Annotated in this window: 19 protein-coding genes; 8 read left to right on the plus strand and 11 right to left on the minus strand. The window is 64.2% G+C overall.

Features of this window, described 5'->3' with window-relative positions; translation table 11 throughout:
- Positions 1-5 precede the first annotated feature (5 nt).
- A complete protein-coding gene (locus tag PE058_RS12765; RefSeq protein WP_271028558.1) occupies positions 6-1,478 on the minus strand; it encodes a methyl-accepting chemotaxis protein in 1,473 nt (490 codons plus the stop codon).
- Positions 1,479-2,255: 777 nt separating this feature from the next.
- On the opposite strand from PE058_RS12765, the gene PE058_RS12770 reads away from it, so the two are divergent.
- Positions 2,256-2,972, plus strand: coding sequence for an N-acyl amino acid synthase FeeM domain-containing protein (locus tag PE058_RS12770; RefSeq protein WP_020086555.1), 717 nt, complete (start codon positions 2,256-2,258; stop codon positions 2,970-2,972).
- A gap of 153 nt (positions 2,973-3,125) precedes the next feature.
- Positions 3,126-3,410, plus strand: coding sequence for a hypothetical protein (locus tag PE058_RS12775; RefSeq protein WP_271028559.1), 285 nt, complete (start codon positions 3,126-3,128; stop codon positions 3,408-3,410).
- Between the two features lie 124 nt (positions 3,411-3,534).
- Here PE058_RS12775 and PE058_RS12780 read toward each other — a convergent pair whose 3' ends face one another.
- From PE058_RS12780 to PE058_RS12795, 4 genes are all read right to left on the minus strand, one after another.
- Positions 3,535-4,023, minus strand: coding sequence for a cyclophilin-like fold protein (locus tag PE058_RS12780; protein WP_020086553.1), 489 nt, complete (start codon positions 4,021-4,023; stop codon positions 3,535-3,537).
- Positions 4,024-4,108: 85 nt separating this feature from the next.
- Positions 4,109-4,555: a cyclophilin-like family protein gene (locus PE058_RS12785; protein ID WP_271028560.1), complete on the minus strand. Its 447-nt coding sequence runs from the start codon at positions 4,553-4,555 to the stop codon at positions 4,109-4,111.
- Positions 4,556-4,623: 68 nt separating this feature from the next.
- Complete coding sequence (locus PE058_RS12790; RefSeq protein WP_020086551.1) at positions 4,624-5,868, minus strand: beta-ketoacyl-[acyl-carrier-protein] synthase family protein; 1,245 nt, start codon at positions 5,866-5,868, stop codon at positions 4,624-4,626.
- Between the two features lie 108 nt (positions 5,869-5,976).
- Entirely contained in the window at positions 5,977-6,243 is a 267-nt protein-coding gene (locus PE058_RS12795; RefSeq protein WP_020086550.1) for an acyl carrier protein, read from the minus strand.
- Between the two features lie 439 nt (positions 6,244-6,682).
- Between PE058_RS12795 and PE058_RS12800 the strand changes: the two genes are divergently transcribed.
- Both PE058_RS12800 and PE058_RS12805 read left to right on the plus strand, forming a co-directional pair.
- Positions 6,683-8,404 (plus strand): long-chain-fatty-acid--CoA ligase, encoded by a 1,722-nt coding sequence (locus tag PE058_RS12800; protein ID WP_271028561.1) that lies wholly within the window; start codon positions 6,683-6,685, stop codon positions 8,402-8,404.
- A 63-nt stretch (positions 8,405-8,467) separates the two neighbouring features.
- On the plus strand, positions 8,468-9,127 hold the full coding sequence (locus PE058_RS12805) for a GNAT family N-acetyltransferase (protein WP_271028562.1): 660 nt from the start codon (positions 8,468-8,470) through the stop codon (positions 9,125-9,127).
- Between the two features lie 9 nt (positions 9,128-9,136).
- On the opposite strand, the gene PE058_RS12810 is transcribed toward PE058_RS12805, so the two are convergent.
- From PE058_RS12810 to PE058_RS12835, 6 genes are all read right to left on the minus strand, one after another.
- Positions 9,137-10,036: an intradiol ring-cleavage dioxygenase gene (locus PE058_RS12810; protein WP_271028563.1), complete on the minus strand. Its 900-nt coding sequence runs from the start codon at positions 10,034-10,036 to the stop codon at positions 9,137-9,139.
- Between the two features lie 122 nt (positions 10,037-10,158).
- On the minus strand, positions 10,159-11,463 hold the full coding sequence (locus PE058_RS12815) for an acetyl-CoA C-acetyltransferase (protein ID WP_271028564.1): 1,305 nt from the start codon (positions 11,461-11,463) through the stop codon (positions 10,159-10,161).
- A gap of 63 nt (positions 11,464-11,526) precedes the next feature.
- Positions 11,527-13,563, minus strand: a complete 2,037-nt coding sequence (locus PE058_RS12820; RefSeq protein ID WP_156827412.1) for a 3-hydroxyacyl-CoA dehydrogenase NAD-binding domain-containing protein — start codon at positions 13,561-13,563, stop codon at positions 11,527-11,529.
- Between the two features lie 14 nt (positions 13,564-13,577).
- Entirely contained in the window at positions 13,578-16,100 is a 2,523-nt protein-coding gene (locus PE058_RS12825) for an acyl-CoA dehydrogenase (protein ID WP_271028565.1), read from the minus strand.
- A 344-nt stretch (positions 16,101-16,444) separates the two neighbouring features.
- Positions 16,445-17,779 (minus strand): NAD(P)/FAD-dependent oxidoreductase, encoded by a 1,335-nt coding sequence (locus tag PE058_RS12830; RefSeq protein WP_020086543.1) that lies wholly within the window; start codon positions 17,777-17,779, stop codon positions 16,445-16,447.
- Between the two features lie 21 nt (positions 17,780-17,800).
- Positions 17,801-18,166: a hypothetical protein gene (locus PE058_RS12835; RefSeq protein WP_198011198.1), complete on the minus strand. Its 366-nt coding sequence runs from the start codon at positions 18,164-18,166 to the stop codon at positions 17,801-17,803.
- A 215-nt stretch (positions 18,167-18,381) separates the two neighbouring features.
- Between PE058_RS12835 and PE058_RS12840 the strand changes: the two genes are divergently transcribed.
- The 4 genes from PE058_RS12840 to PE058_RS12855 all read left to right on the plus strand — a co-directional run bounded on the left by PE058_RS12840 (position 18,382) and on the right by PE058_RS12855 (position 20,911).
- Entirely contained in the window at positions 18,382-18,912 is a 531-nt protein-coding gene (locus tag PE058_RS12840) for a thiosulfate oxidation carrier protein SoxY (protein ID WP_198011197.1), read from the plus strand.
- A gap of 6 nt (positions 18,913-18,918) precedes the next feature.
- Positions 18,919-19,245, plus strand: a complete 327-nt coding sequence (gene soxZ, locus PE058_RS12845) for a thiosulfate oxidation carrier complex protein SoxZ (RefSeq protein WP_020086540.1) — start codon at positions 18,919-18,921, stop codon at positions 19,243-19,245.
- Positions 19,246-19,378: 133 nt separating this feature from the next.
- Positions 19,379-19,621, plus strand: coding sequence for a CDGSH iron-sulfur domain-containing protein (locus PE058_RS12850; RefSeq protein ID WP_020086539.1), 243 nt, complete (start codon positions 19,379-19,381; stop codon positions 19,619-19,621).
- A gap of 375 nt (positions 19,622-19,996) precedes the next feature.
- Positions 19,997-20,911: a branched-chain amino acid ABC transporter permease gene (locus tag PE058_RS12855; RefSeq protein WP_020086538.1), complete on the plus strand. Its 915-nt coding sequence runs from the start codon at positions 19,997-19,999 to the stop codon at positions 20,909-20,911.
- Positions 20,912-20,916 lie beyond the last annotated feature (5 nt).

Raw genomic sequence — 20,916 nt, forward strand, 5'->3', positions numbered from 1 at the left:
CCTCGTCAGGCGACCAGGGCTTTCGAGGCTTCCATCACCGTGCGTGCGGAGGCGCTTGCGGCCTCGGTGGCGCCTGCGATCCGGGTCATGTTGTCGGTGATCGCCTGCACGCCGTTGGACGCCGTCAGCATGTTCGCGGAGATCTCCTGAGTCACGGCGCCCTGCTCCTCGATCGCGGCGGCGATGCCGTTGGAGATGTCGTTGATGGAATTGATGACGACCGTGATCTCCTGAATGGCCGTCACCGCATCGCTGGTTCCTGCCTGCACAGTGCCGATCTGCGCGGCGATCTCGGCCGTGGCCTTGGCCGTCTGACTCGCGAGCGTCTTCACCTCGGAGGCAACGACGGCGAACCCCTTGCCTGCCTCGCCCGCGCGCGCGGCCTCGATGGTGGCGTTGAGCGCCAGAAGATTGGTTTGCGAGGCAATGGTGTTGATGAGGCTCACAACCTGGCCGATGCGCTCCGTGGACGTCGCGAGGCCGGACATGATCTGGTTGGTGCGCTTGCCGATAGTGACCGCCTGATTGGTGATCTGCGAGGCCTCGTCGACGCGCCGGCCGATCTCGCGCACCGACGTCACCAGCTCCTCGGCCGCCGATGCCACGGCCTGGACGTTGGTGGCCGTCGCGGCCGACGACATGGCCGCGCTCGAGATCTGGCCGGTGCTGTCGGCGATGGCCTGCGTGACCTTGCCGAGATCGATATCGATGGTCTGTTTCAGCGCCGCCTTCATGCGCACCTGCGCGGTAATGTCGGTGCAGAACTTCACCACCTTGAACGGGCGGCCGGCCGCGTCGAAGATCGGGTTGTAGGTCGCCTGGAGCCACAGCTCCTTGCCGCCCTTGCGCACGCGTTTGAATTCTCCCGCCTGGAACTCGCCGCGCTTCAGCTTCTCCCAGAAGGCGGCGTAGGCCGCGCTGGTGCGGTCCGCCTCGGGCACGAACATGCGGTGGTGGCGGCCTGAGATCTCGTCGAGCGTGTACCCCGTCGCATCGAGGAAGTTCGGATTGGCGGTGATGATGGTACCGTCGAGATGAAAATGAATGACGGCGTTGGATTTGCCGATGGCCGCGATCTGGCCCTCGTAGTCGGCGGCCTGAAGTTTCCTGGCCGTGATGTCGCTGCAGAACTTGACCACCTTGTACGGCTTGCCGGATGCATCGAGCAGCGGGTTGTAAGTCGCCTGTATCCAGATCTCCTTGCCGCCCTTTCCAAGCCGCAGGTATTCGCCGGACTGGAACTCGCCGCGGTTCAGGGCGGCCCAGAAATTCGCGTAGGCGGCACTCGAGCGCTCTGCCGGCGAGACGAAGAGGCCGTGATGCCGTCCCTGAACCTCGGGTAGCGAGTAGCCGACGGCTGCGAGGAAATTCTGATTGGCGGTGATGATGGTGCCGTCGAGATTGAACTCGATGACGGCCTGGGATCTGTCGAGCGCATCAAGCTTGGATTGCAGCTCGCTCGTCTTGGCGCTGAACATGGCGGCATTCCTTCTTGGGGGAGGCGACCGGTTGGACGCGACGCGACGGCGCTCCGGCTGCGCGCATCGTCTGCCATCACTGCATCTATAAGTTGCGTCAATGCTGGCGTATTAAGGATAATAGGGCCTTAATGACAGGGAATATTTTTGCAGATTTTACTATTTTCGTCCCGGGAAATAGATTTACCCATTCGGCACGCCAGCGCTCGATAACCTTTGTCATTCAAAGGATTTTCCGCGGCTTTCCCGGTGGGGCGATGCGCCCGCTATTTTTTCAAATTCACCAATGAGACAAAAAATTCAAATCGTCGGCCCTGCGCGAAATCCGGGCAGCCGTTAATGAATTTTGCGCGGCCAAATCCGCAGCGTTGGTATGCGCCGGAGGGGTAAAAAACGGTACTCCGATTGGTTTATTCCGTGGGCCGAACTTTATTTTTTCTATTCAGATTTCGTTATCCAAACCGCCGTCACGATCCTCTCCACCGAGACATTTGCCCTCATCCTTGTCTCGGCAAACGAGGAGGAGGTCTCGTTCCGTCCCCGCGTACGGGACCTCCTCTTGCCTTCACTTTTCGTTAATTCTGCCGACTCAGATAAGACGTCGCGGTCTTCGGGATGGTGGCGGAAATTCCTCTCCGAAGATTTTTTTACCTTTCCGTGACATTCGGTCTCAACCGAAATCAATTGCCGCCTTGCGGAACTTAATTATCTGAGAGTACGTTCTGCCCGCTTGAGGGCCGTTACTTTCCCGCCACCATCACATAGCCGAGACATCCATTGAAACCTCAAACCAAGCTCGAAGACGCGCCCTGGGATGAGGGGCAATCCGATGGCGTCGTATCGACGTGCTGGTATTCGGCGTCCGACAATCGCCGTGAGGCGCTGGCGCTCCGGCACCGCGGCTATGTGCGCGCGGGGCTGATCGAGCCCTCACCGTTCGGCATCTACACGGATGCCTACGACGATTTCAAAACCACGGTGGTGGCAGCGCTGTTCCGGCGCGGGGCCTGCATCGCGACGCTGCGCCTGAGCTTCTACGTGCCGGGTGCCACGGCTCCTTCGCTTCCCTGCGAGAAGGTCTATCCGGAAGTGCAGCGGGTCAAGGACGGTGCGCAAGGCCTCGTCGTTGAGTTGTCTCGCCTTTCGATCGATCCCGACATCACCAACACCCGCTATCGCGCCCGCCTCTATGCCGCTGCGATCCGCGCAGGCGTGACGGCGTGCATCGCGATGGATGCCAAGCATCTCCTCGTCGCCACCCAGACGAAGTGGCGGAAGTTCTACGAGCATGTGCTCGATTTCAAGGTTATGGGACCGCCCCAGTTCTATCCGCCGGGAGACGTGCCGGTGGTGCTGCTCGAGCGGGCGCTCGATGACGCCCTGAAACGCCGGGTGGCGAAGAACATGTTCTTCAAGATCGACACGGCGGAGTTGCAGGACCTTCGCACGCGTCTTCCCGCGCTTCTCGGCATCGAGCCGGGCAACGGGGCCTAGCCTCCGGACAATTGGATTTCGCAAGTATGCGCCCCTGGGATGAGTCCCGGGGGCGATTTTTTTCGGCTTTTTGTTTCTCGTTCCGCCGGGAACAGCGTGCGGGGCGGTTTTGAGCGAAATTTCTCCCATCAACCCCTGGCGATGGAGAGAGCCATGTCCCCGATCACCATCCTGACGGCCCGCGCAGCCCTCGCAGCCGCTCTCGCACTCGGCAGCCTCGCCGCCTCCGGCCACGCCAATGCCACCAGCCTCGCCGTGAAGATGGCCTGCGCCTCCGACTACTACGCCCACTGCAGCCAGCACGATCCGGACAGCTCCGGCGTCCGCCAGTGCATGCGCGCCGTCGGCAAGAACCTCTCCTCGCGTTGCATCAACGCGCTCGTCGCCGCCGGCGAGGTTTCCAAGTCGGTCGTCGAAAAGAAGGTCGCCTCCAAGTAAGCGTGGCCGCTTTCGAAAAAATCAGCGTCTTTCCCGATCGCACGATCGGATGAGAAAAGGCCGGGGCGTCTCTCCACGCTCCGGCCTTTCCTAATTCGGCTCGATGATGAGGTGCGCGGCCCAATCAGCCGCCGGGGCCGCCTTCGTCGACCGAGGGGCAGAGGGCGGCGTGCATGTGGTGGGGGGCGTGGTGGCCATCGCGATGGGACGTGCCGTTGTGCCAGGCGGCATCGCCAGCTTCGGCCTCGACCACCGAGACCAGCTCGCCGGGATAGACGTTCTTCAACTGGTCGACGTCATCGATGGCGACGGCCCAGACGTTGCATTTGCTGGTAAAGCGGATCTCGCCGCGCTTCGAGATCGGGGTTGCGCCGAATCCGATTGCGATGGCGTCCCCGTCCGGCCAGAACGCGATCTCGCCCTTACTGACGACGACGCGCGCATCCGGCTCGATGTCATGGGAGATGGGCGTGCGGAAGTAGACTTCCTTGCCCCAGGTCTGCACGGCGCCGTTGATAGGCAGTGCGTTCCAGATGCGATCCGCAGTCGGCGTGGCCAGCAGCCGCGCCCGAATCGTCACCTTTCCCGCTCTGATGAGTATGTGCCGCACCACAGCCTCCCGAGACCTTTTTGGACGGCCCGCATGCTTCCAACGCGATCGAGCGACTTCGGTTCGCACGAAAGTGGCAGAAGATGGTTTATGCGGCCGTCAGCGATACTTTCTCACCTGGCGTGACATCCTTCAAGAGGGTCACGTCATCTAGCGCATTTGCCCAAATATTGCAGGGTCTTGGCAAGCGAATTTCGCCTGGCCGGGAAATCGGCGTGGGGCCGAAGGCAATAAGAACACGGTCGTCCTCCACCCAGAAGCAGACGTCGCCGGGCTTGGCGAGCATCCTCGCACCGCGCTCGCGGCCGGTTTCGACCGGTGTCTCGAAGTGGATGGCCTGCCCCCACGTCTCGGCAGTCGAGAAGATCGGGAGGGCGGCCCAGATACGGTCCGCCGTCGGCGTGGCCAGCAGCTCGGCGCGGATGGCGATGCGGCCAGCCTTGATAAGGACACGGCGCGGGGCGCCTTCCGCCCGGCGCCGCTGATCGGGCGCCGGGGCCGGTGTCGGCCGTTTGCGAAGCAGATTCGTCGGCATGGAGCGTCATCAAGACCGAGTTCGGTCTCCCGATCAAGGTCTTGCGCGCTCGGTCGCGGAGAGGCCTATCAGGCCGGCGGCGGGCCGAAGATGAGAACCGCGTTGAGGCCACCGAACGCGAAGGAGTTCGACATCGCGTAGTTAACCTTGAGGTCGCGACCCACGTTCGGCACGTAGTCGAGATCGCACTCGGGGTCGACCTCGTCGAGGCCGATCGTCGGCGGAACCCAGCTCTCCTGCATGGCCTTGATGCAGGCCACGGCCTCGATGCCGCCGCCCGCGCCCAGCGGATGGCCGGTCATGGACTTGGTGGAGGAGATGGCGACCTTCGAGGCGGCGTTCTTGAAGACGTTCTTGATCGCCTTGGTCTCGTTGATGTCGTTGTCCTTGGTCGCGGTGCCGTGCGCGTTCAGGTAATCGATCTCGGAGGCCTCGATCTTGGCGTCGTCGAGCGCCATCTGCATGGCGTAGCTCGGTCCCTCGACCGTCGGCTTAACCATGTCCTGGCTGTCGGAGGCCATGCCGTAGCCGGACAGCTCGGCGAGGATCGTGGCGCCGCGGCGCTTGGCGTGCTCGTACTCCTCGAGCACCAGAATACCTGCGCCTTCGCCCAGAACGGTGCCGTTGCGGCGCTTCGCGAACGGGAAGCAGCCCTGGGGCGAGAGAACGTGAAGCGCCTGCCAGGCCTTCATCGTACCGTAGTTGATGACGCTCTCGGAGGCACCCGCAATGGCGACGTCCACCAGATCGTTCTGGATGTAGTCGCGGGCGATGCCGATGGCGTGCGACGCCGTCGAGCAGGCCGAGCAGGTGGCGAACGTGGGCCCCTTGATGCCATACTCGATGCCGACGTGGGCGGAGGCGGACGAGCCGATGATCCGCAGCAGCGTCAGCGGGTTCGTGGCGCGCTTGTTGTGGATGAAAAGATCGCGGTAGGCGTTCTCGAAGGTGGTGAGACCACCCGCGCCCGAACCGATGATGCAGGCCGCGCGATAGGGGTTCGCGACCGGGAACTCGATCCCCGACTGGGCGACGGCCTCCTCGGCAGCCGCTGCGGCGAACCACGAGTAGCGATCCGCGTGCACGATGATCTTGTCGCGCTTGTAATTCTTGAGGCGGACCTTGGGATCGAAGTCCTTGATCTGGGCAGCGATCAGGATCTTGAGGTCATCCAGCGGGAACCCGCCGAGCTCACTCACTCCCGACTTTCCGGCCTTCATGCTGGCCCAGAAATCGGCCACGTTGAGGCCGATCGGCGTAACCACGCCAAGCCCCGTGACGACCACACGACGTGTGCCGTTGCCCTTTGTCATTTCTCTACTAATCCTAAGATCCACGGCGCAAGGCAAGCCGAGCCCGTCCCCTGGCCGCGCCATACGGGCGACCAGAGGTCAAAGCTCGAAAAACCTTCAATCAAGCCGTTACGCCTTCGCCGCGGCAGGGCCTGCGGCCACCAATCCCTTAACCTTTTCGACCACCGAACCGACGGTCTTGAAGTCGCCGACATCTTCGTTGGCGTTGTAGGGAATCTCGATACCGAAGGTATCTTCGATGTCGAACACAATCATCGCAAGGTCTAGCGACTCAATCTTGAGATCCGTCAGAGCGGTGGAGAGAGAGATATCGTCTCTCGGCTCCTTCATGTGCTTCTTGAGAATATCAATGATTTTGGTTGCGACTTCGTCCATCTCGCTCTCCAAACCCTGCCCAACGCGACTTGCAGGGACCCCGTGTTACTCGACTTAAGTAATCAGACACTTAAGTAGATCAGGGCTGCAATTATCACAAGCTTGGGCGTCACATATCCTTAAACCGACCTGAAGTCCAGCCAGCGGGATGTACCCCCGTCCGGCCACGCGGCACAAGTCCACTCACGTCCACACATGTCAGATCCCGGAACGCTACGAAGTTCCATGGGATACATCTTCACCTGTCGCGTTTTTGGGGCGCAGGCCTAGGCGAAAGGTGGAAAAAAGTGTTGAATGTCCGAAGCAGCGTTCGGCGTCACGCTCAAACTACAGATAATGCTTGCCCGGAGGATAGAGAAAGCCTCGAGACCCCTGCGCGACACGCAGACGCGGGTTTCCGGGCCCGCCACCCTAACCGGGCAGCTCGGGAGGATAATTGATGGCATTCACTGGGATGGCTCAGGGTTCCGACCGTGCAGCCCATGCCTGGATCAAAAGCTATCCTGAAGGCGTCGACTGGCACATGCCGCTCGTGGCCGAGCCGCTGTTCAGCCTGATCGACAAGGCCGCCGGCCAAAGTCCCGACCGCCCCTGCACCTCCTTCCTCGGACGGAGCCTCACCTACGGCGAGATCGGCGAGATGGTGGACCGGGCCGCCAGCGGCCTCCAGCAACTCGGAGTGATCAAAGGGACCAAAGTGGGTCTCTTTCTTCCGAACAGCCCCACGTTCGTCATCTATTACTTCGCCGTGCTCAAGGCAGGCGGCGTGGTCGTCAACTATAATCCTCTCTACTCGCTCGAAGAGCTGACCTTCCAAGTGAAGGACAGCGAGACCGAGCTGATGGTGACGCTCGATCTCAAGGTGCTGTTCGACAAGGTCGAGAAGCTCATCGAGCAGAAGGTGCTCAAGGGCGCGGTGGTCTGCTCGTTCCCCGCGCTGCTGCCCGCGGCCAAGGCCGTGCTGTTCAAGCTGCTGAAGGGCAAGGAGCTTGCCCGCCCGCGCAACTCTACGGTGCGCGACCGGCTGCGGCTCGAAAGCGAGGTGCTCGCCGATCCGCAGGCCTTCGCGCCGGTCGAGATCAACCCGCTCGTGGACATTGCTGTGTTGCAGTACACGGGCGGCACGACCGGGACGCCGAAAGGCGCGATGCTGACGCACGCAAACGTCTATCTCAACGTGACCCAGATCGCGGCGTGGGCGCCCGACCTCGTCTACGGACAAGAGAGGGTTCTCGCGGCGCTTCCCTTCTTCCACGTGTTCGCGATGACGGTCGTCATGAACCTCGGCGTGAAGGTTGCGGCCGAGATGATCCTGATGCCCCGCTTCGTTCTCGGCGAGGCGCTGGAGCTGATCGCCAAGCACCGGCCGACCATCATGCCGGGCGTGCCGACCCTGTTCAATGCGCTCCTCAATCATCCGCGCATCGCCTCTTACGATCTCAAGTGCCTCAAGTTCTGTCTCTCGGGCGGGGCGGCGCTGCCGGTCGAGGTCAAGGACAGCTTCGAGGCGGCGACCGGGTGCTCGCTGGTCGAAGGCTACGGACTTTCCGAGGCGTCCCCGGTGGTCACCTGCAATCCGCTCGAGGGCAAACAGAAGAGCGGCTCGATCGGCTTGCCGCTGCCCGGCACAGTAGTCTCGCTGCGCGATCTCACCGACCCGATGCGTGAGGTGCCCCTTGGCGAGCGCGGCGAGGTCTGCATCTCGGGGCCGCAGGTGATGCGCGGCTACTGGAACAGGCCGGCCGAGACCGCCGCCCAGTTCGCGGGGCCGTTCCTCAGAACGGGCGACGTGGGCGTGATGGACGAGGACGGCTTCTTCTTCATCGTGGACCGCATCAAGGACCTCATCATCTGCTCCGGCTACAACGTCTATCCGCGCCGGATCGAGGAAGCGCTCTACGAGCACGTGTCCGTCGAGGAGGTGGTCGTCATCGGTGTCGCCGACAAATATCGCGGCGAGGCGCCGAAGGCGTTCGTGAAGCTCAAGTCCGGACAGAGCGCGACACGCGCGGAGCTGATGTCCCATCTCGAAGTGAAGCTCTCCAAGCTCGAGCTTCCAGCCGAGATCGAGTTCCGGGAGACGCTGCCGAAGACGATGATCGGCAAGCTCTCCAAGAAGGAGCTCAAGGCCGAGGAGGCGCAGAAATCGCGCGGAGCCTGATCCGGCACCGCGTCTCGCTCTCCGCCCGCCCCTCTCCTCCTCTCAGTCATTCGAGGTTTCACGTTGGATCTTTCAAGCTGGAAGGGTGTGCCGCGTCCCGGCCGGGTGACGCTCGACGGGCGTTCTGCGCGGCTCGAGCCGCTCGATGCTGCGCGGCACGGCGCTAACCTTTTCTCCTCCGCCCGCGAGCCCGGCGCGGAGGAGCGCTTTCGCTACCTCTTCGACGATCCGCCCGCCGACATGGCCACCTTCACGGGCTGGCTGGACAAGGCATCCGGGTCCGCCGATCCGCTGTTCTTTGCGGTGATCGACAAGAGCACCGGGCGGGCGGAAGGCCGGCAGGCGCTGATGCGCATCGACCCCGTTCACGGCGTCATCGAGATCGGCAGCATCCTGTGGGGGCCTGCGATCGCGCGCACCCGCGTGGCCACCGAGGCGCTCTATCTCTTCGCGAGCTACGTGTTCGACACGCTCGGCTACCGGCGCTTCGAATGGAAGTGCCACGACTTGAACGGCCCCTCGAAGCGCGCGGCCGAGCGGTTTGGCTTCACGTTCGAAGGCGTCTTCCGCCAGCACATGGTGGCCAAGGGTCAGAACCGCGACACGGCCTGGTTCGCGATCATCGATCGCGACTGGCCGCGTCTCAAGGCGGGCTACGAAGCCTGGCTGCGGCCGGAGAACTTCGATGCCTCCGGCCTTCAGCGTGAGAAGCTTTCGTTCTGAGAGTACGCTCTAATTTTTGCCCGGAACGATCGAGCCCGCTCCCCGCGCCCGCGAAGGGCCGCCTTCCATGCCAGGCGGCGGACCGCCTGCTCCCGGGAGAGGACGGCTGCCGGGCGGAGGCGGTCCGCCAGGTCCACCGCCGGGAGGCGGACCCGGAGGCCGGCCAAACTCTGCCTTCTCGGGCCCGGCTGCGCGATCCACGCCGATCACAAGGGTCGCCACGTAGGCGTCGGCCTCCTCGCGGATGCTCACGAAGGTGATGTGGTCGCCGTCCGCGCCCGCGATCCAGTCGGTGCTGTTGAGCGTATCGCGCTTGGCTTTACGATCGTTGTAGGGCGCGATGGCGGTGAAGATGTACTCGGAGAGCGCATCCGGGAAATACATCTGGCCCGTCAGCATCGCCTTCTCATCCAGCAACACTTTGAAATGAATGTGCGTGGTGCGGCCGCGATACCAGCCGGGATAGATGGTTCTGAAGGCGACCTCGCCGGTCGAGCCCGTGGTCTGGGTGCCGCGCAGGAACTTCTCGCCCTTGGTTGAGATACCCCGGTCGTCACCTTGCCCGTCGTAGCCGGAATACTGGCCCGTGGCATCGCAATGCCAGACGTCCACGCGGGCGCCGGAGATGGGCTGGCAGGTGGCGCCGTCCGTCACCTGGAGGAGGAGCTTCAGCGGCACGCCGGGCCGGCCCTCGGTGATGTCCTCCCGGACGAGATCGGGATCGAAATAGAATGGGCCTTCGACCATGCGCGGGGTCATACGGCAGACGTTGGCTACCGCTGACTGGGCCTGGGTTGCCTGCGGGCTCGCCGCGGATGCGCTCCTATCATCGCCCGCCAGGAGGGCGGCGGCACCGCCCGCGAGCCCTGCCAATGCACCCCTGCGTGACACTCCTGCGTCGTCCGTCATGCCGTCCCTCATTCCATAGCCATTGGTGCCGGATCCCGGAGGATCCAGCGCCGTCACGACCTCAACGAACGGGGCGCGCAAAATCCGGCGCCGGGGCCAGCAGGTGGATTGGCGCAGGCTGATCAGGCGGCCACGCGTGCCTCGGCGCGCTTAGCGCTTTCGAGGATGGCGGCAACGCCCATGCCGCCCGCCGTGCAGATCGAGATCAGGCCGCGGCCGCCGTTGTCGGCGAGCAGCTTCGAGAGGTTCGCCAGCACCCGGGCGCCCGTCGCGGCGAAGGGATGGCCGAACGCGAGGGACGAGCCTTTCACGTTGAGCTTCGTCCGGTCGAGGGAGCCAAGCGGATGCTCCTTGCCGAGATGCGTCTGGCAATACTCGGGATCCTCCCAGGCCTTGAGCGTCGCCAGCACCTGCGCGGCGAACGCCTCATGGATCTCGTAGAAATCGAAATCCTGAAGCGTCATGTGCGCGCGGTCGAGAATACGGGAGACGGCGATGGTGGGTGCCATCAAGAGCCCCTCCCCCGCCACGAAGTTGTTGGCGGAGCTTTGCGTGTAGGAGAGGAAGGATTCGATTGCGAGGCCGCGCTTGGCAGCCCACTCCTCGCTGGCCAGCAGAACGCAGGCGGCGCCGTCGGTCATCGGCGTGGAATTGGCAGCCGTCAGCGTGCCCTTGTCGGACTTGTCGAATGCGGTCTTGAGGGTCGCGAGCTTGTCGAGGCTGATGTCCTCGCGCAGGTTGTTGTCGCGGTAGACGCCCGCGGTCGGCACGATGAGGTCGTCCATGTAGCCCGAGCGATAGGCCTCGGCGCCTTTGCGATGGCTCTCGAACGCGAAGCGGTCCTGATCCTGACGTGGTATCTTCCATTCGCGCGCCATCAACTCGCAGTGCTGCCCCATGCTGAGCCCCGTGCGCGGCTCGGTGACGATGGGCGGCTGCGGCACCAGCTCGCGCGGGCTGAAGCCCTTGAACACGCGCACGCGATCCATGGCGCTTTTCTGCTGCGGAAGCTGGATCAGCCGCTGCGAGAACTTCTTCGAGAAGACGATGGGCGCGTCGGAGGTGGTGTCGGAGCCGGTTGCGATTCCGCACTCGATCTCGCCGGTGGCGATCTTGGCGCCGATCATCGCGGCGGACTGAAGGCTCGTGCCGCAGGCCTGCTGGAGCGTTATGCCCGGCGTCGAGGGGGCGAGCCTGGTGCCGAGCACGGCTTCGCGCGTCAAGTTGAAGTCCTTGGAATGGGTGACGACGGCGCCGCCCACCACCTCGTCGATGTGGGCGCCCTTCAGCCTGTACTTCTCCACGAGGCCGTTCAGCGCGGCCGTCATCAGGTCCAGGTTGGATAGATCGGCGTACAGGGTATTCGAGCGGCAGAAGGGCGTGCGCACGCCGCCTACGATGCCGACCCGTCGCAATGTCTGAGCCATCTTCAATCTCCCTCTGCTGGCGATCCGCACCTTCCGCGGCCTCGCAGCGCCAAACCCCGAGCGTTACTCCGCGGCTTCCTTCGCGGCCTCTTCGCGCAGCTCGCTCGCCCTGAAATGCAGCGGCCCGCCGCGGAACGGCGCGAAGCCGGTGCCGAAAATCACGCCCGCATCCACCAAGTCCGCATTCTCGACCACGCGCTCTTCCAGAGCGCGCTCGGATTCGCGGATCAGCGGATCGATCAACTCGCGGCCAAGGCGGTCGAGCTCGGCCGGCGCATAGGTCTTCTCGGCCTTGTCAGGCTTGCCGTCCTTCCAGACGTAGAAGCCTTCGCCCGATTTCTTGCCGAGCTTCTTGCTCTCGACGAGACGCTGGAGCATCGAGCCCTCAGGCGAAAGCCCGAGGATCCTGCCGACGTGCGCGCACACGTCGAGGCCGACGGTATCGGCGAGCTCGATCGGGCCCATGGGCATACCGAACGTGCGCGCCGCCTCGTCGATCTTCTCCTTCTCCTCGCCCTTCTCGAGGCGCGCCATGGCGCTCATCATGTAGGGGGCGAGCACGCGGTTGACGAGGAAGCCCGGGACGCTCTTGGCCACGAGCGGGAATTTGCCGATGGCGGTGACGAAGGTGGCGCCCTTCTTCACCTCATCGTCGCGGCTCGATGCGCCGCGCACCACCTCCACCAGCGGCATCTGCGCGACGGGGTTGAAGAAGTGGATGCCGATGAGACGGCCAGGGTCCTTCAGCGGCGCGGCGATGGCCTCGATCTCCAGCGACGAGGTGTTGGTCGCCAGCACCGCGCCGGGCTTGATCTTGCCTTCGAGATCCGCGAACAGCTTCTGCTTGATGTCGAGCCGCTCGACGATCGCCTCGATGATCACGTCGGCGCGGCCGACGCCCGCGCCTGCGGGATCGGCGATGAGGCGCGCCTTCGCGGCGGCCCGCTCAGCCCTGGTCTTGAACTTACGGGAGAACAGCTTGCCCTGGGCCTTGATACCCTTCTCGATCACCTCGGGCGAGAGATCCTGCAGCGTCACCTCCATGCCGGAGGCCACGCACCAGCCTGCGATGTCCGCGCCCATGGTGCCCGCGCCGATCACGTGCACGCGCATGGGTTTCCAGGCCTGGTCCTTCGGCGCCTGGGCTTTCAGAAGCTCGGAGAGCTTGAACACGCGGCGCAGATTGCGCGACTGATCGGAGATAAGGAGCGGGGCGAAATAGCGTGTCTCCGCGGCCTTCAGCGCCTCCAGATCGCCGCCGTGCAGCTCGAACAGGTCGATGAGGCGGAAGGGTGCCGGATAGTGGGCCTCGCGCGCCTTCTTCTTGGTCTCGTCGCGCATCTTCTTGGCGAGGAGTGCGCGGGCGGGCCAGCGCGTGAGCAGCGATTTCGTGAAGCCCGCGGGCTTCGACTTGCGTTTCTTCAGCACCGCCTTGCGTGCGGCCCAGCGCAAGGCGCCGCGGCTCGCGACCAACTCGTCGATGAGGCCGATGGCGCGGGCGCGCGAGGCACCGATCATGCTGCCGGTGAGCATCGCCTGCATGGCGGCGATGGGTCCGGCCTGGCGAATGGAGCGCGCGGTGCCGTGCCAGCCGGGGAAAATGCCGAGCTTGACCTCGGGGAAGCCGACGCGTGTCGCGGGATCGCGCGTGGCGATACGATAGTGGCAGGCGAGGATAAGCTCGAGCCCACCTCCGACGCAGACGCCGTGAATGCCCGCGACGACCGGAATGGAGAGGCGCTCGATGCGGTCGAACAGGGCCAGCACGAGACGCAGGCGATCGATCACCTGGGCTTCTGTCTCGAAGCCGTCGAACTCGTTGATGTCGGCGCCAACGATGAAGCCCTTCTCCTTGCCGGAGAGGATGACGAGGCCGCACATGGTGCGGCGGCGCGCGCCTTCCTCGGCCCAATCGACGATGGCCGACAGCTCCTCCAACGGCCGGCTGCCCAGCGCGTTTGCGCTTGCGCCTTCCCGGTCGAAGATGGCCCAGCCTATGCCTTCCTGATCGACGGAGAACCGCCAATCGCGGAACGCAAGGGTCCCCGCCGGCGGCGCCAGCGGCTCCTCGCCATCACGAGCCACGTTGTCCTGGACCATGGTCGCCTCTCCCATCACGATTGGTTCGCTCCCGCTGTCAGTCCGCGGGAGTTGTGTCCGACATTCGAAGACGGTGCCTTCACATAGTTAGGCTTCAGCTCTTCCGGTGCGAAATGATCGACGGCGATGACGCGCGCGGTCAAGGCCTCGACCTCACGCAGGAGCTGCGCCTCGCTTTCGGTGATCGTGCCAGCCTCGGCGGCGGCCTCGATCCAATCCAGTCCATGGTAGCGGCGCACGATGCCGGCGCGAATGGCGCGCTCGAGCTTCTTCTCCGCGTCCTCTGCCGCGACCACCTTCTTCAAGGTGACCTCCAGGAGTCCCGTCACGTCGTCGGGATCGTTCGAGATGTAGATGTCGCGCGTGAGGCGATCGCGCACCTCGCCGGGCTCGAGCGCGAGGCGGACGATCTTGCTGCCGAGCGCGTCGGGGGCGGGGAAATAGTGGCGACCAAACGGGAAGACGAGCACGCGCAGGAGAACGCGCGCGGCGGGATTGGGGAAGTTCTCCACCGTGCCCCGCAGCGCCTCCTCGAAACGATGGAGACCGTTGGCAGCCGCAAACGCAACGATGGGGCGATCCGCCTCGGGACGGCCGTCGTCCTCGAACCGCTTCAGCACGCACGAGAGCAAATAGATCTCCGAAAGCGCGTCGGCGAGACGGCCGGTGAGCTTCTGCTTCACCTTGAGCCCGCCGCCGAGCATCGCCACCGTGAGATCGGCGACGAGCGCGAAATTGCGCGAGGCGCGCGAGAGCTGGCGGTAGATCGTCTCCAGGCCCTGCGGGCGCTCGGGCACCTCGGCGAAGTATCCGAGCGTGAGGTTGTGGAAGAAGGCGCCCGTGACGTTCGAGATCGAGAACGAGATGTGCCCGAGAAGCGCGTCCTCAAACGCATCGAGGCCCTTCCTGCTGTCGGGGTCCTGCACGGCACGGACTTCTTTGTACAGGTAGGGATGCGAGCGCAGCGCGCCTTGCGCGAATGTGATCAACGTGCGCGTGAGGATATTCGCGCCCTCGACGGTGATGCCGACGGGGACGAGCTGATAGGCGGATTGGAGATAATTCGTCGGACCGTCGCAGATGGCGCGGCCGCCGTGGACGTCGAACGCGTCATTGACGGCGCGGCGCAGACGCTCGGTGGTCTGGTACTTCATCAGCGCCGAGATCACAGACGGCCGCTCGCCGCGCGAGACCATGGCGGCGGTGACGGCACGGGCGGCCTCATTGACGTAGGCCGTCTCGACCAGGCGCGCCAGTGGCTCCTCGACACCTTCCATACGTGCAACAGGCAAGCCGAACTGGCGACGAATGCGCGCGTAGGCGGTGGTGACGCGCAGCATCGCCTTGGCGCCTGCCGTCGCCGACGACGGCAGCGAGATGGCGCGGCCTGCGGCCAGGCATTCCATCAACATGCGCCAGCCCTGGCCGACCATCTTCTCCCCGCCGATCACCCAATCGACGGGGATGAACACGTCCGTGCCCCAGTTGGGTCCGTTCGGGAAGGCGGCGCCGGATGGGAGATGGCGGCGGCCGATGTTGACGCCGGGGTGCGTTGCGGGAATGAGGGCGACGGTGATGCCGATGTCCTCGGCACCGCCCAGGATCTTATCGGGATCGAAGAGGCGGAACGCGAGGCCGACCAGCGTCGCTTCGGGTCCAAGGGTGATGTAGCGCTTGTCCCAGGAGAGGCGGATGCCGACCACCTCACGGCCATCGTGCTGGCCTTTGGTGACGTAGCCGATATCGCGCATGGTGGCCGCGTCGGAGCCGGACGTTGGACCGGTCAGCGAGAAGCAGGGAACCTCGAGGCCCTTGGCAAGACGCGGCAGATAGTGATGCTTCTGCTCGTCGGTGCCGTACTTTTCGATGAGCTCGCCGGGTCCAAGCGAATTCGGCACCATGACGATGGTGACGACGTCGGGCGAGCGGGAGGCGATCTTGCCGAGGATGAGCGACTGGGCCTGAGCGGAGAATCCGAGGCCACCGTGCTCCTTGGAAATCAGCATGCCGAGGAAGCCGTTGGCCTTCACGAACTCCCAGATCCCGGGAGGCATGCGCCGCTCGGCGTGACGGATCTGCCAGTGATCGATCATCCCGCAGAGTTGCTCCGTCGGACCGTCGAGGAACGCGCGCTCCTCGGGCGTCAGCACGATCGGGGGCACGGCGCGCAGCTTGGTCCAGTCGGGCGTGCCCGAGAAGATCTCGGCGTCGAAGCCGACGGTGCCGGCATCAAGCGCCTGCTGCTCCGTATCGGAGACCTTGGGCAGGATCCCACGTACCAGCTTGAAGGCCGGCTGCACCAGGATCTGGCGGCGGACCTTCGGTATGGAGAACGATGCCAGTGCGGCCAGGCCGAGCCAGACGATAAACCCGAGAAGGCCGAACGAGGGCCAGTGGAGTGCGCCATGGAAGACACCGCTCTGCCAAGCGAGCGTGACCGCGCCGAGACCGACGGCCCACTGCCATGCAGATGCGCGCCACATGCCGAGCGCAAGCGCTACGGCAATCAGAGCAATCAGAAGCAGAATCAAAGCCATCGAGGTCTCCGCACTCAGGTCCTGGGGTGTCGTGGCGGTACGGGCCAAACGCCCGGCGCCTGGAGACCGGCCTCAACAGCCGCCCCCGGAGACCCCATTCAACGCGAGGGCTGCCAGCCTCGTTCGTGTTGCCGAGACCGCTCAGCCTTCGAGGCGACCCTTACGCCACTCACTCAAGAGTCCGCCCTCAGCCTCATGGTAAGCGAAGAGTATAAAGTGTTTCTCTCCGCAGGGCGGTTTGAGGGCTATACGCAGCGGAAATTTTCTCTGCTTGGCCCGTCACTTATAGTTGTATCTTCCTGTATGGGCTGATTGAAATCACGCGGCCGCCGCAAAAGGCGCCGTCAGCCCCGCTGGCCGCTCGGCGCGCGCCCGGTGGCGGTTGCCGACTTGGCGAACATGTCGTCGACGAGGGTATCGTACCAGGCGATGCTCTCCTCGTAGGTCTCCTTGCGCAGCGCCGCGCTCTCACCCGTCTGGGAGATGAAGGCGTTCTTTGCGACGAGCGCGTGCTTGCCCTTCACGTCTCCCGGAACGTAGTCGGCACCGATCTTGACGCTGTCATCGGGCGCGAGCATCGACCAGCAGGTGTTGCGATAAGCGGCCTGCGGGCGCTCCGAGCCCGTGAGGTCGGCCAGGATATGGCCGGCCACGCTGCGCGCCTGGTTGGCGGCGGAATAGGCCGACTTCGGCATGTCCGCCGCGATCGTGGCATCGCCGACAACGTAGACGTTCTCCGCCTTGGCGGAGCGGAACGTCTCCGGCTCGATCGGGCACCAGCCACCTTCTGCCAGCCCGGCCTCCAGCGCGATGGCGCCTGCCGTCTGGTCGGGGATGATGTTGGCGACGTCCGCCTTGAAAGTCTCGCCTGATTTGGTCACGACCTCGCCGGTCTTGGGATCGACGCGCACGACGCTCATGTCGTCGATGTCGTTGGTCAGACGCAGATCGATGAGACCCTTGTAGTACTTGGCGAAGGCTTCCTCGAACACGGCCTGCTTCGAGAAGGCCATCTTGGGATCGAGGATCACGAGCTTGCTCTTCGGCTTCTCGCGTTTCAGGTAGTTGGCGATGAGGCAGGCCCGCTCGTAAGGACCCGGCGGGCACCGGTAGGGATTGCGGGGCGTCGCGATGACGACGAGACCGCCGTCCTTCATGTCATCGAGACGCTCGCGCAGAAGGCGCGACTGGCGGCCCCCGGACCAGGCGTGCGGCATGAAATAGCTCGCCTCTTCCGTATAGCCCTCGATGGCTCCGTACTTGAAGCCAATGCCGGGCGCGACGACGAGCCTGTCATAGGGGATTGCGGCGGCGACATGCTCTACCCTCACCTCGCGCGCGCCGAGATCGAGCGCCGAGGCCCGCTCGTGGATCACATTGATGCCGAGCGAGGCAAGCCCGAGATAGGTGTGCGTGATGCGCTTGAAGCTCAGAAGACCGCCGATGAAGTGATTTGAATAGAAGCAGGTCGTGTAGTGGCGTTGCGGCTCGATCAGCGTCACGTCGAGATCCGGCGCGGCGCGCTTCAGCGTCACCGCCACGGTGGCGCCGCCCGGCCCGCCGCCGACGATGACGACGCGCCCTTTGGAGGCCGCGCGCAGCGGCCTCGCCCCAACTGTGGCCGCGAGCGTAAGAGCGCCGAATCCTATCGTGAACTGCCGGCGGTCGATGTCGTACATGGACGCAAGGCCCTCCTTCGATCACGGTCCCGGAAAGAATCCCGCGCCTGCCAAAATCGGGCGCAGCTCCTCGTAGAAGTAGTCCGCGCCCGGATAGCCGGTGATCCGGCCCAATTCCTCGTTGGAACGGACGACCAGGAATGTGGGCGTAAAGACGACAGGCGCGAAGCCTTTGATCTCGGGGGCTCCGCGCATCACGCGCTTCAGCGGAGCGAAACGGCCTTCCTCGGATTTCTTGTAGCCGGAGCCGATCTCGGCATCCCACTTGCGGCAGAAGCGGCAGCCCACCTCTTCCACCATGATCAGGCGAACGCCGCTCGCCGAGCGCACCTCGCCCCCGCCAGTGCCCAAAGCACCGATCAAGACGGCAAGCAGAGCGAACCACATGGCCGCGGACCTCCGGCGCTCAAGCAACATCCCAAGCCGGTTTCGTTGCGGGAGACCCGGCGGCATGATTTGCACCCTCTTTTGGACCTATGGTAGCAGTCCCTTGGTTTGCCGAGAAGCGCTATGGCCAAAGGGGCAGGTCGTTCCTATCTTCTTGGGATGGAGCGACATCCTGGCCTTTGGGCTTCCTCATTGATATGGATGCGAGATCGATCGTGACTTCCCGCAGCCCGGCCGCTGACCGCCTGATCGACAGGCGCACTCTGCTTGCCAGCACCGGCGCGCTGGCGCTTGCCGCAGCCACCTCGCGGCCCGCTTTCGCCGACACGCAGGCGGGACGCGCGGAAGCTGCTGCCGCAGATGCGCCTCCGCTCGTTCCGACGCCGCAATTCGAGCAGGCTTTCGCAAAGGTCGTGGGGAACGGAACGCCGATCGAAGGGCGCGTCGTGCTCGAGCTGCCGGAAGATGCGGAGAACGGCAACATCGTTCCTTACAAGATCAGCATCGAAAGCCCCATGACCGCGGACGATCATATCGCGGAAGTGCATCTGCTTTCGACGCAGAACCCGCAGGCCTCCGTCGCGGTGTTCCAATTCACGCCGCTTTCGGGCAAGGCGGCCGTCTCCGGACGCATGCGGCTCGCCAAGACGCAGGAGGTGGTGGCGGTGGCGCTGACCTCCAGTAACACGCTGCTCATAGGCCGGCACAAGATCACCGTCGGCATCGGCGGCTGCGGAGCGGAGTAGAGCATCATGGCTGCATCCAAACCGCGTCTCAAATTTCCGGAGCAGGCTTCCGCCGGCGAGATCATCGAGATCAAGGCGCTGATCACCCACGTGATGGAGACGGGCAACCGCAAAGACGCGGACGGCAACCGCATTCCCCGCGACATCATCCACACCTTCACGGCGCACTACGACGACCAGTTGATCTTCAAGGCCGAGTTCGGGCCTGGCATCTCGGCCAATCCCTTCATCTCGTTCTTCCTCAAAGTGCCGGGCCCGGGCGAGCTCTGGGTATCTTGGAAGGACGATGCGGGCGGCGAGACGATCGAGCGCTATCCGTTGAACGTGGTCTGAAGACCGCGCGCGGACGCTTTAATTCCGACTTCGCAGCTCGTGTGTCGATTGAGACGACTTGAGACAAGCTGGCTCTTGCCCGCGAGGTGGGAAGCCGGTACGCCGAAGGTCTGGCCCAACCGGGAGAGGGACCATGGCAGAAGACCCGATCATCGCACAAACGAGCCCCTATCAAGTCGATCTCGTCGAGGGGGAGACGTACTGGTATTGCCGCTGCGGCCGCTCCCAGTCTCAACCCTTCTGCGACGGCTCCCACCAGGACACCGGAATCGAACCGCTTGAATTCGTGGCGCCCTCCACTGGCACCTTCAATCTCTGCGGCTGCAAGGCGACCGACGACGAGCCCTGGTGCGACGGCAGCCATAACGTACTCTAGGCAGCGCGCTGAGAGCCGACGGCCGGATGCGGCACGCTGCATCGCAGCGTAAAGATTCGCGGCCCCTCTCGCCGTCGCGCTTTCGCACTTGGCACTTCCCACAAAACGGGTGCCGGACTGCCAAATCCCGCTCAGGAGCTGCCTAAATCCACAGCAGTTGAGCCGGAGTGGCCGCCAGAGCGGCGAATGAAGTGAAAAATCAGTTCCCATCGCGGGCGCGCACGCTCTAAACAGCATGGAGGGTGCGATCGGGTTCGCTCGACTCGCGATCGCGCTCAAGGTCTTGGCGAGACCCATGTTTCGCGCTTCGGAGCAACGGGACCCGAGGCGCGCGTGGTGCAGGGCGAGAGCCGAACTCGGGGGGATGGGGAACCGATGGATTATTTTCTCCAGCAGCTCATCAACGGGCTCACGCTCGGATCGATCTACGGACTGATCGCCATCGGCTACACGATGGTCTACGGCATCATCGGCATGGTCAACTTCGCCCACGGCGACGTGTTCATGCTGGCAGCCTTCATCGCGCTCATCCTGTTCCTCGCACTCACGCAGCTTCTGGGCGTCGGCTCGCTTGGGCTCGCGTTGCTGATCGTGCTGGTGCTCGGCATGGCGCTCACCAGCCTCTGGGGCTGGGTGATCGAGCGGCTGGCGTACCGGCCGCTGCGCGGATCCTTCCGCCTCGCGCCGCTGATCTCGGCGATCGGCATGTCGATCTTCCTTTCCAATTTCGTCCAGCTCGTGCAGGGCCCGCGCAACAAGTCGCTGGAGCCAATCCTTTCCAACGTGCTGGTCATTCCCGTCGGCTCCGGATCCATCACCCTCGCGGAGAAGCAGCTCCTGATCATGGTGGTGACGGCCGTGCTGCTCGCCGTGCTGTGGTACGTGGTGCGCCACACGCCGCTCGGGCGGGCGCAACGCGCCTGCGAGCAGGACCGCAAGATGGCTTCGCTGCTCGGCGTGGACGTCGACCGCACCGTTTCGCTCACCTTCATCATGGGAGCAGCACTTGCCTCCGTCGCCGGACTGCTGTGGATGACCTACTACGGCGTCGTGAGCTTCTCCGACGGCTTCGTACCGGGCGTCAAAGCCTTCACAGCCGCGGTGCTGGGCGGCATCGGCTCGCTACCGGGCGCGGTGCTCGGGGGCCTGCTGATCGGCCTCATCGAGACGTTCTGGTCCGCCTACTTCACGATCGACTACAAGGACGTTGCCGCGTTCTCGATCCTCGCGATCGTGCTCATCTTCCTTCCGTCCGGGCTGCTCGGCCGGCCTGACGTCGAGAAGGTCTGAGCACC

The organism is Hyphomicrobium sp. DMF-1 (assembly GCF_027886585.1).
GTDB classification, from domain to species: domain Bacteria; phylum Pseudomonadota; class Alphaproteobacteria; order Rhizobiales; family Hyphomicrobiaceae; genus Hyphomicrobium_C; species Hyphomicrobium_C zavarzinii.

Bases quoted from the DNA above. Each gene is read 5' to 3' on its own strand.
- PE058_RS12765 (WP_271028558.1), bottom strand. From the start codon at position 1,478: ATGTTCAGCGCCAAGACGAGCGAGCTGCAATCCAAGCTTGATGCGCTC.
- PE058_RS12775 (WP_271028559.1), top strand. From the start codon at position 3,126: ATGTCCCCGATCACCATCCTGACGGCCCGCGCAGCCCTCGCAGCCGCT.
- PE058_RS12785 (WP_271028560.1), bottom strand. From the start codon at position 4,555: ATGCCGACGAATCTGCTTCGCAAACGGCCGACACCGGCCCCGGCGCCC.
- PE058_RS12790 (WP_020086551.1), bottom strand. From the start codon at position 5,868: ATGACAAAGGGCAACGGCACACGTCGTGTGGTCGTCACGGGGCTTGGC.
- PE058_RS12795 (WP_020086550.1), bottom strand. From the start codon at position 6,243: ATGGACGAAGTCGCAACCAAAATCATTGATATTCTCAAGAAGCACATG.
- PE058_RS12800 (WP_271028561.1), top strand. From the start codon at position 6,683: ATGGCATTCACTGGGATGGCTCAGGGTTCCGACCGTGCAGCCCATGCC.
- PE058_RS12810 (WP_271028563.1), bottom strand. From the start codon at position 10,036: ATGACGGACGACGCAGGAGTGTCACGCAGGGGTGCATTGGCAGGGCTC.
- PE058_RS12815 (WP_271028564.1), bottom strand. From the start codon at position 11,463: ATGGCTCAGACATTGCGACGGGTCGGCATCGTAGGCGGCGTGCGCACG.
- PE058_RS12820 (WP_156827412.1), bottom strand. From the start codon at position 13,563: ATGGTCCAGGACAACGTGGCTCGTGATGGCGAGGAGCCGCTGGCGCCG.
- PE058_RS12825 (WP_271028565.1), bottom strand. From the start codon at position 16,100: ATGGCTTTGATTCTGCTTCTGATTGCTCTGATTGCCGTAGCGCTTGCG.
- PE058_RS12830 (WP_020086543.1), bottom strand. From the start codon at position 17,779: ATGTACGACATCGACCGCCGGCAGTTCACGATAGGATTCGGCGCTCTT.
- PE058_RS12835 (WP_198011198.1), bottom strand. From the start codon at position 18,166: ATGTGGTTCGCTCTGCTTGCCGTCTTGATCGGTGCTTTGGGCACTGGC.
- soxZ (WP_020086540.1), top strand. From the start codon at position 18,919: ATGGCTGCATCCAAACCGCGTCTCAAATTTCCGGAGCAGGCTTCCGCC.
- PE058_RS12850 (WP_020086539.1), top strand. From the start codon at position 19,379: ATGGCAGAAGACCCGATCATCGCACAAACGAGCCCCTATCAAGTCGAT.
- PE058_RS12855 (WP_020086538.1), top strand. From the start codon at position 19,997: ATGGATTATTTTCTCCAGCAGCTCATCAACGGGCTCACGCTCGGATCG.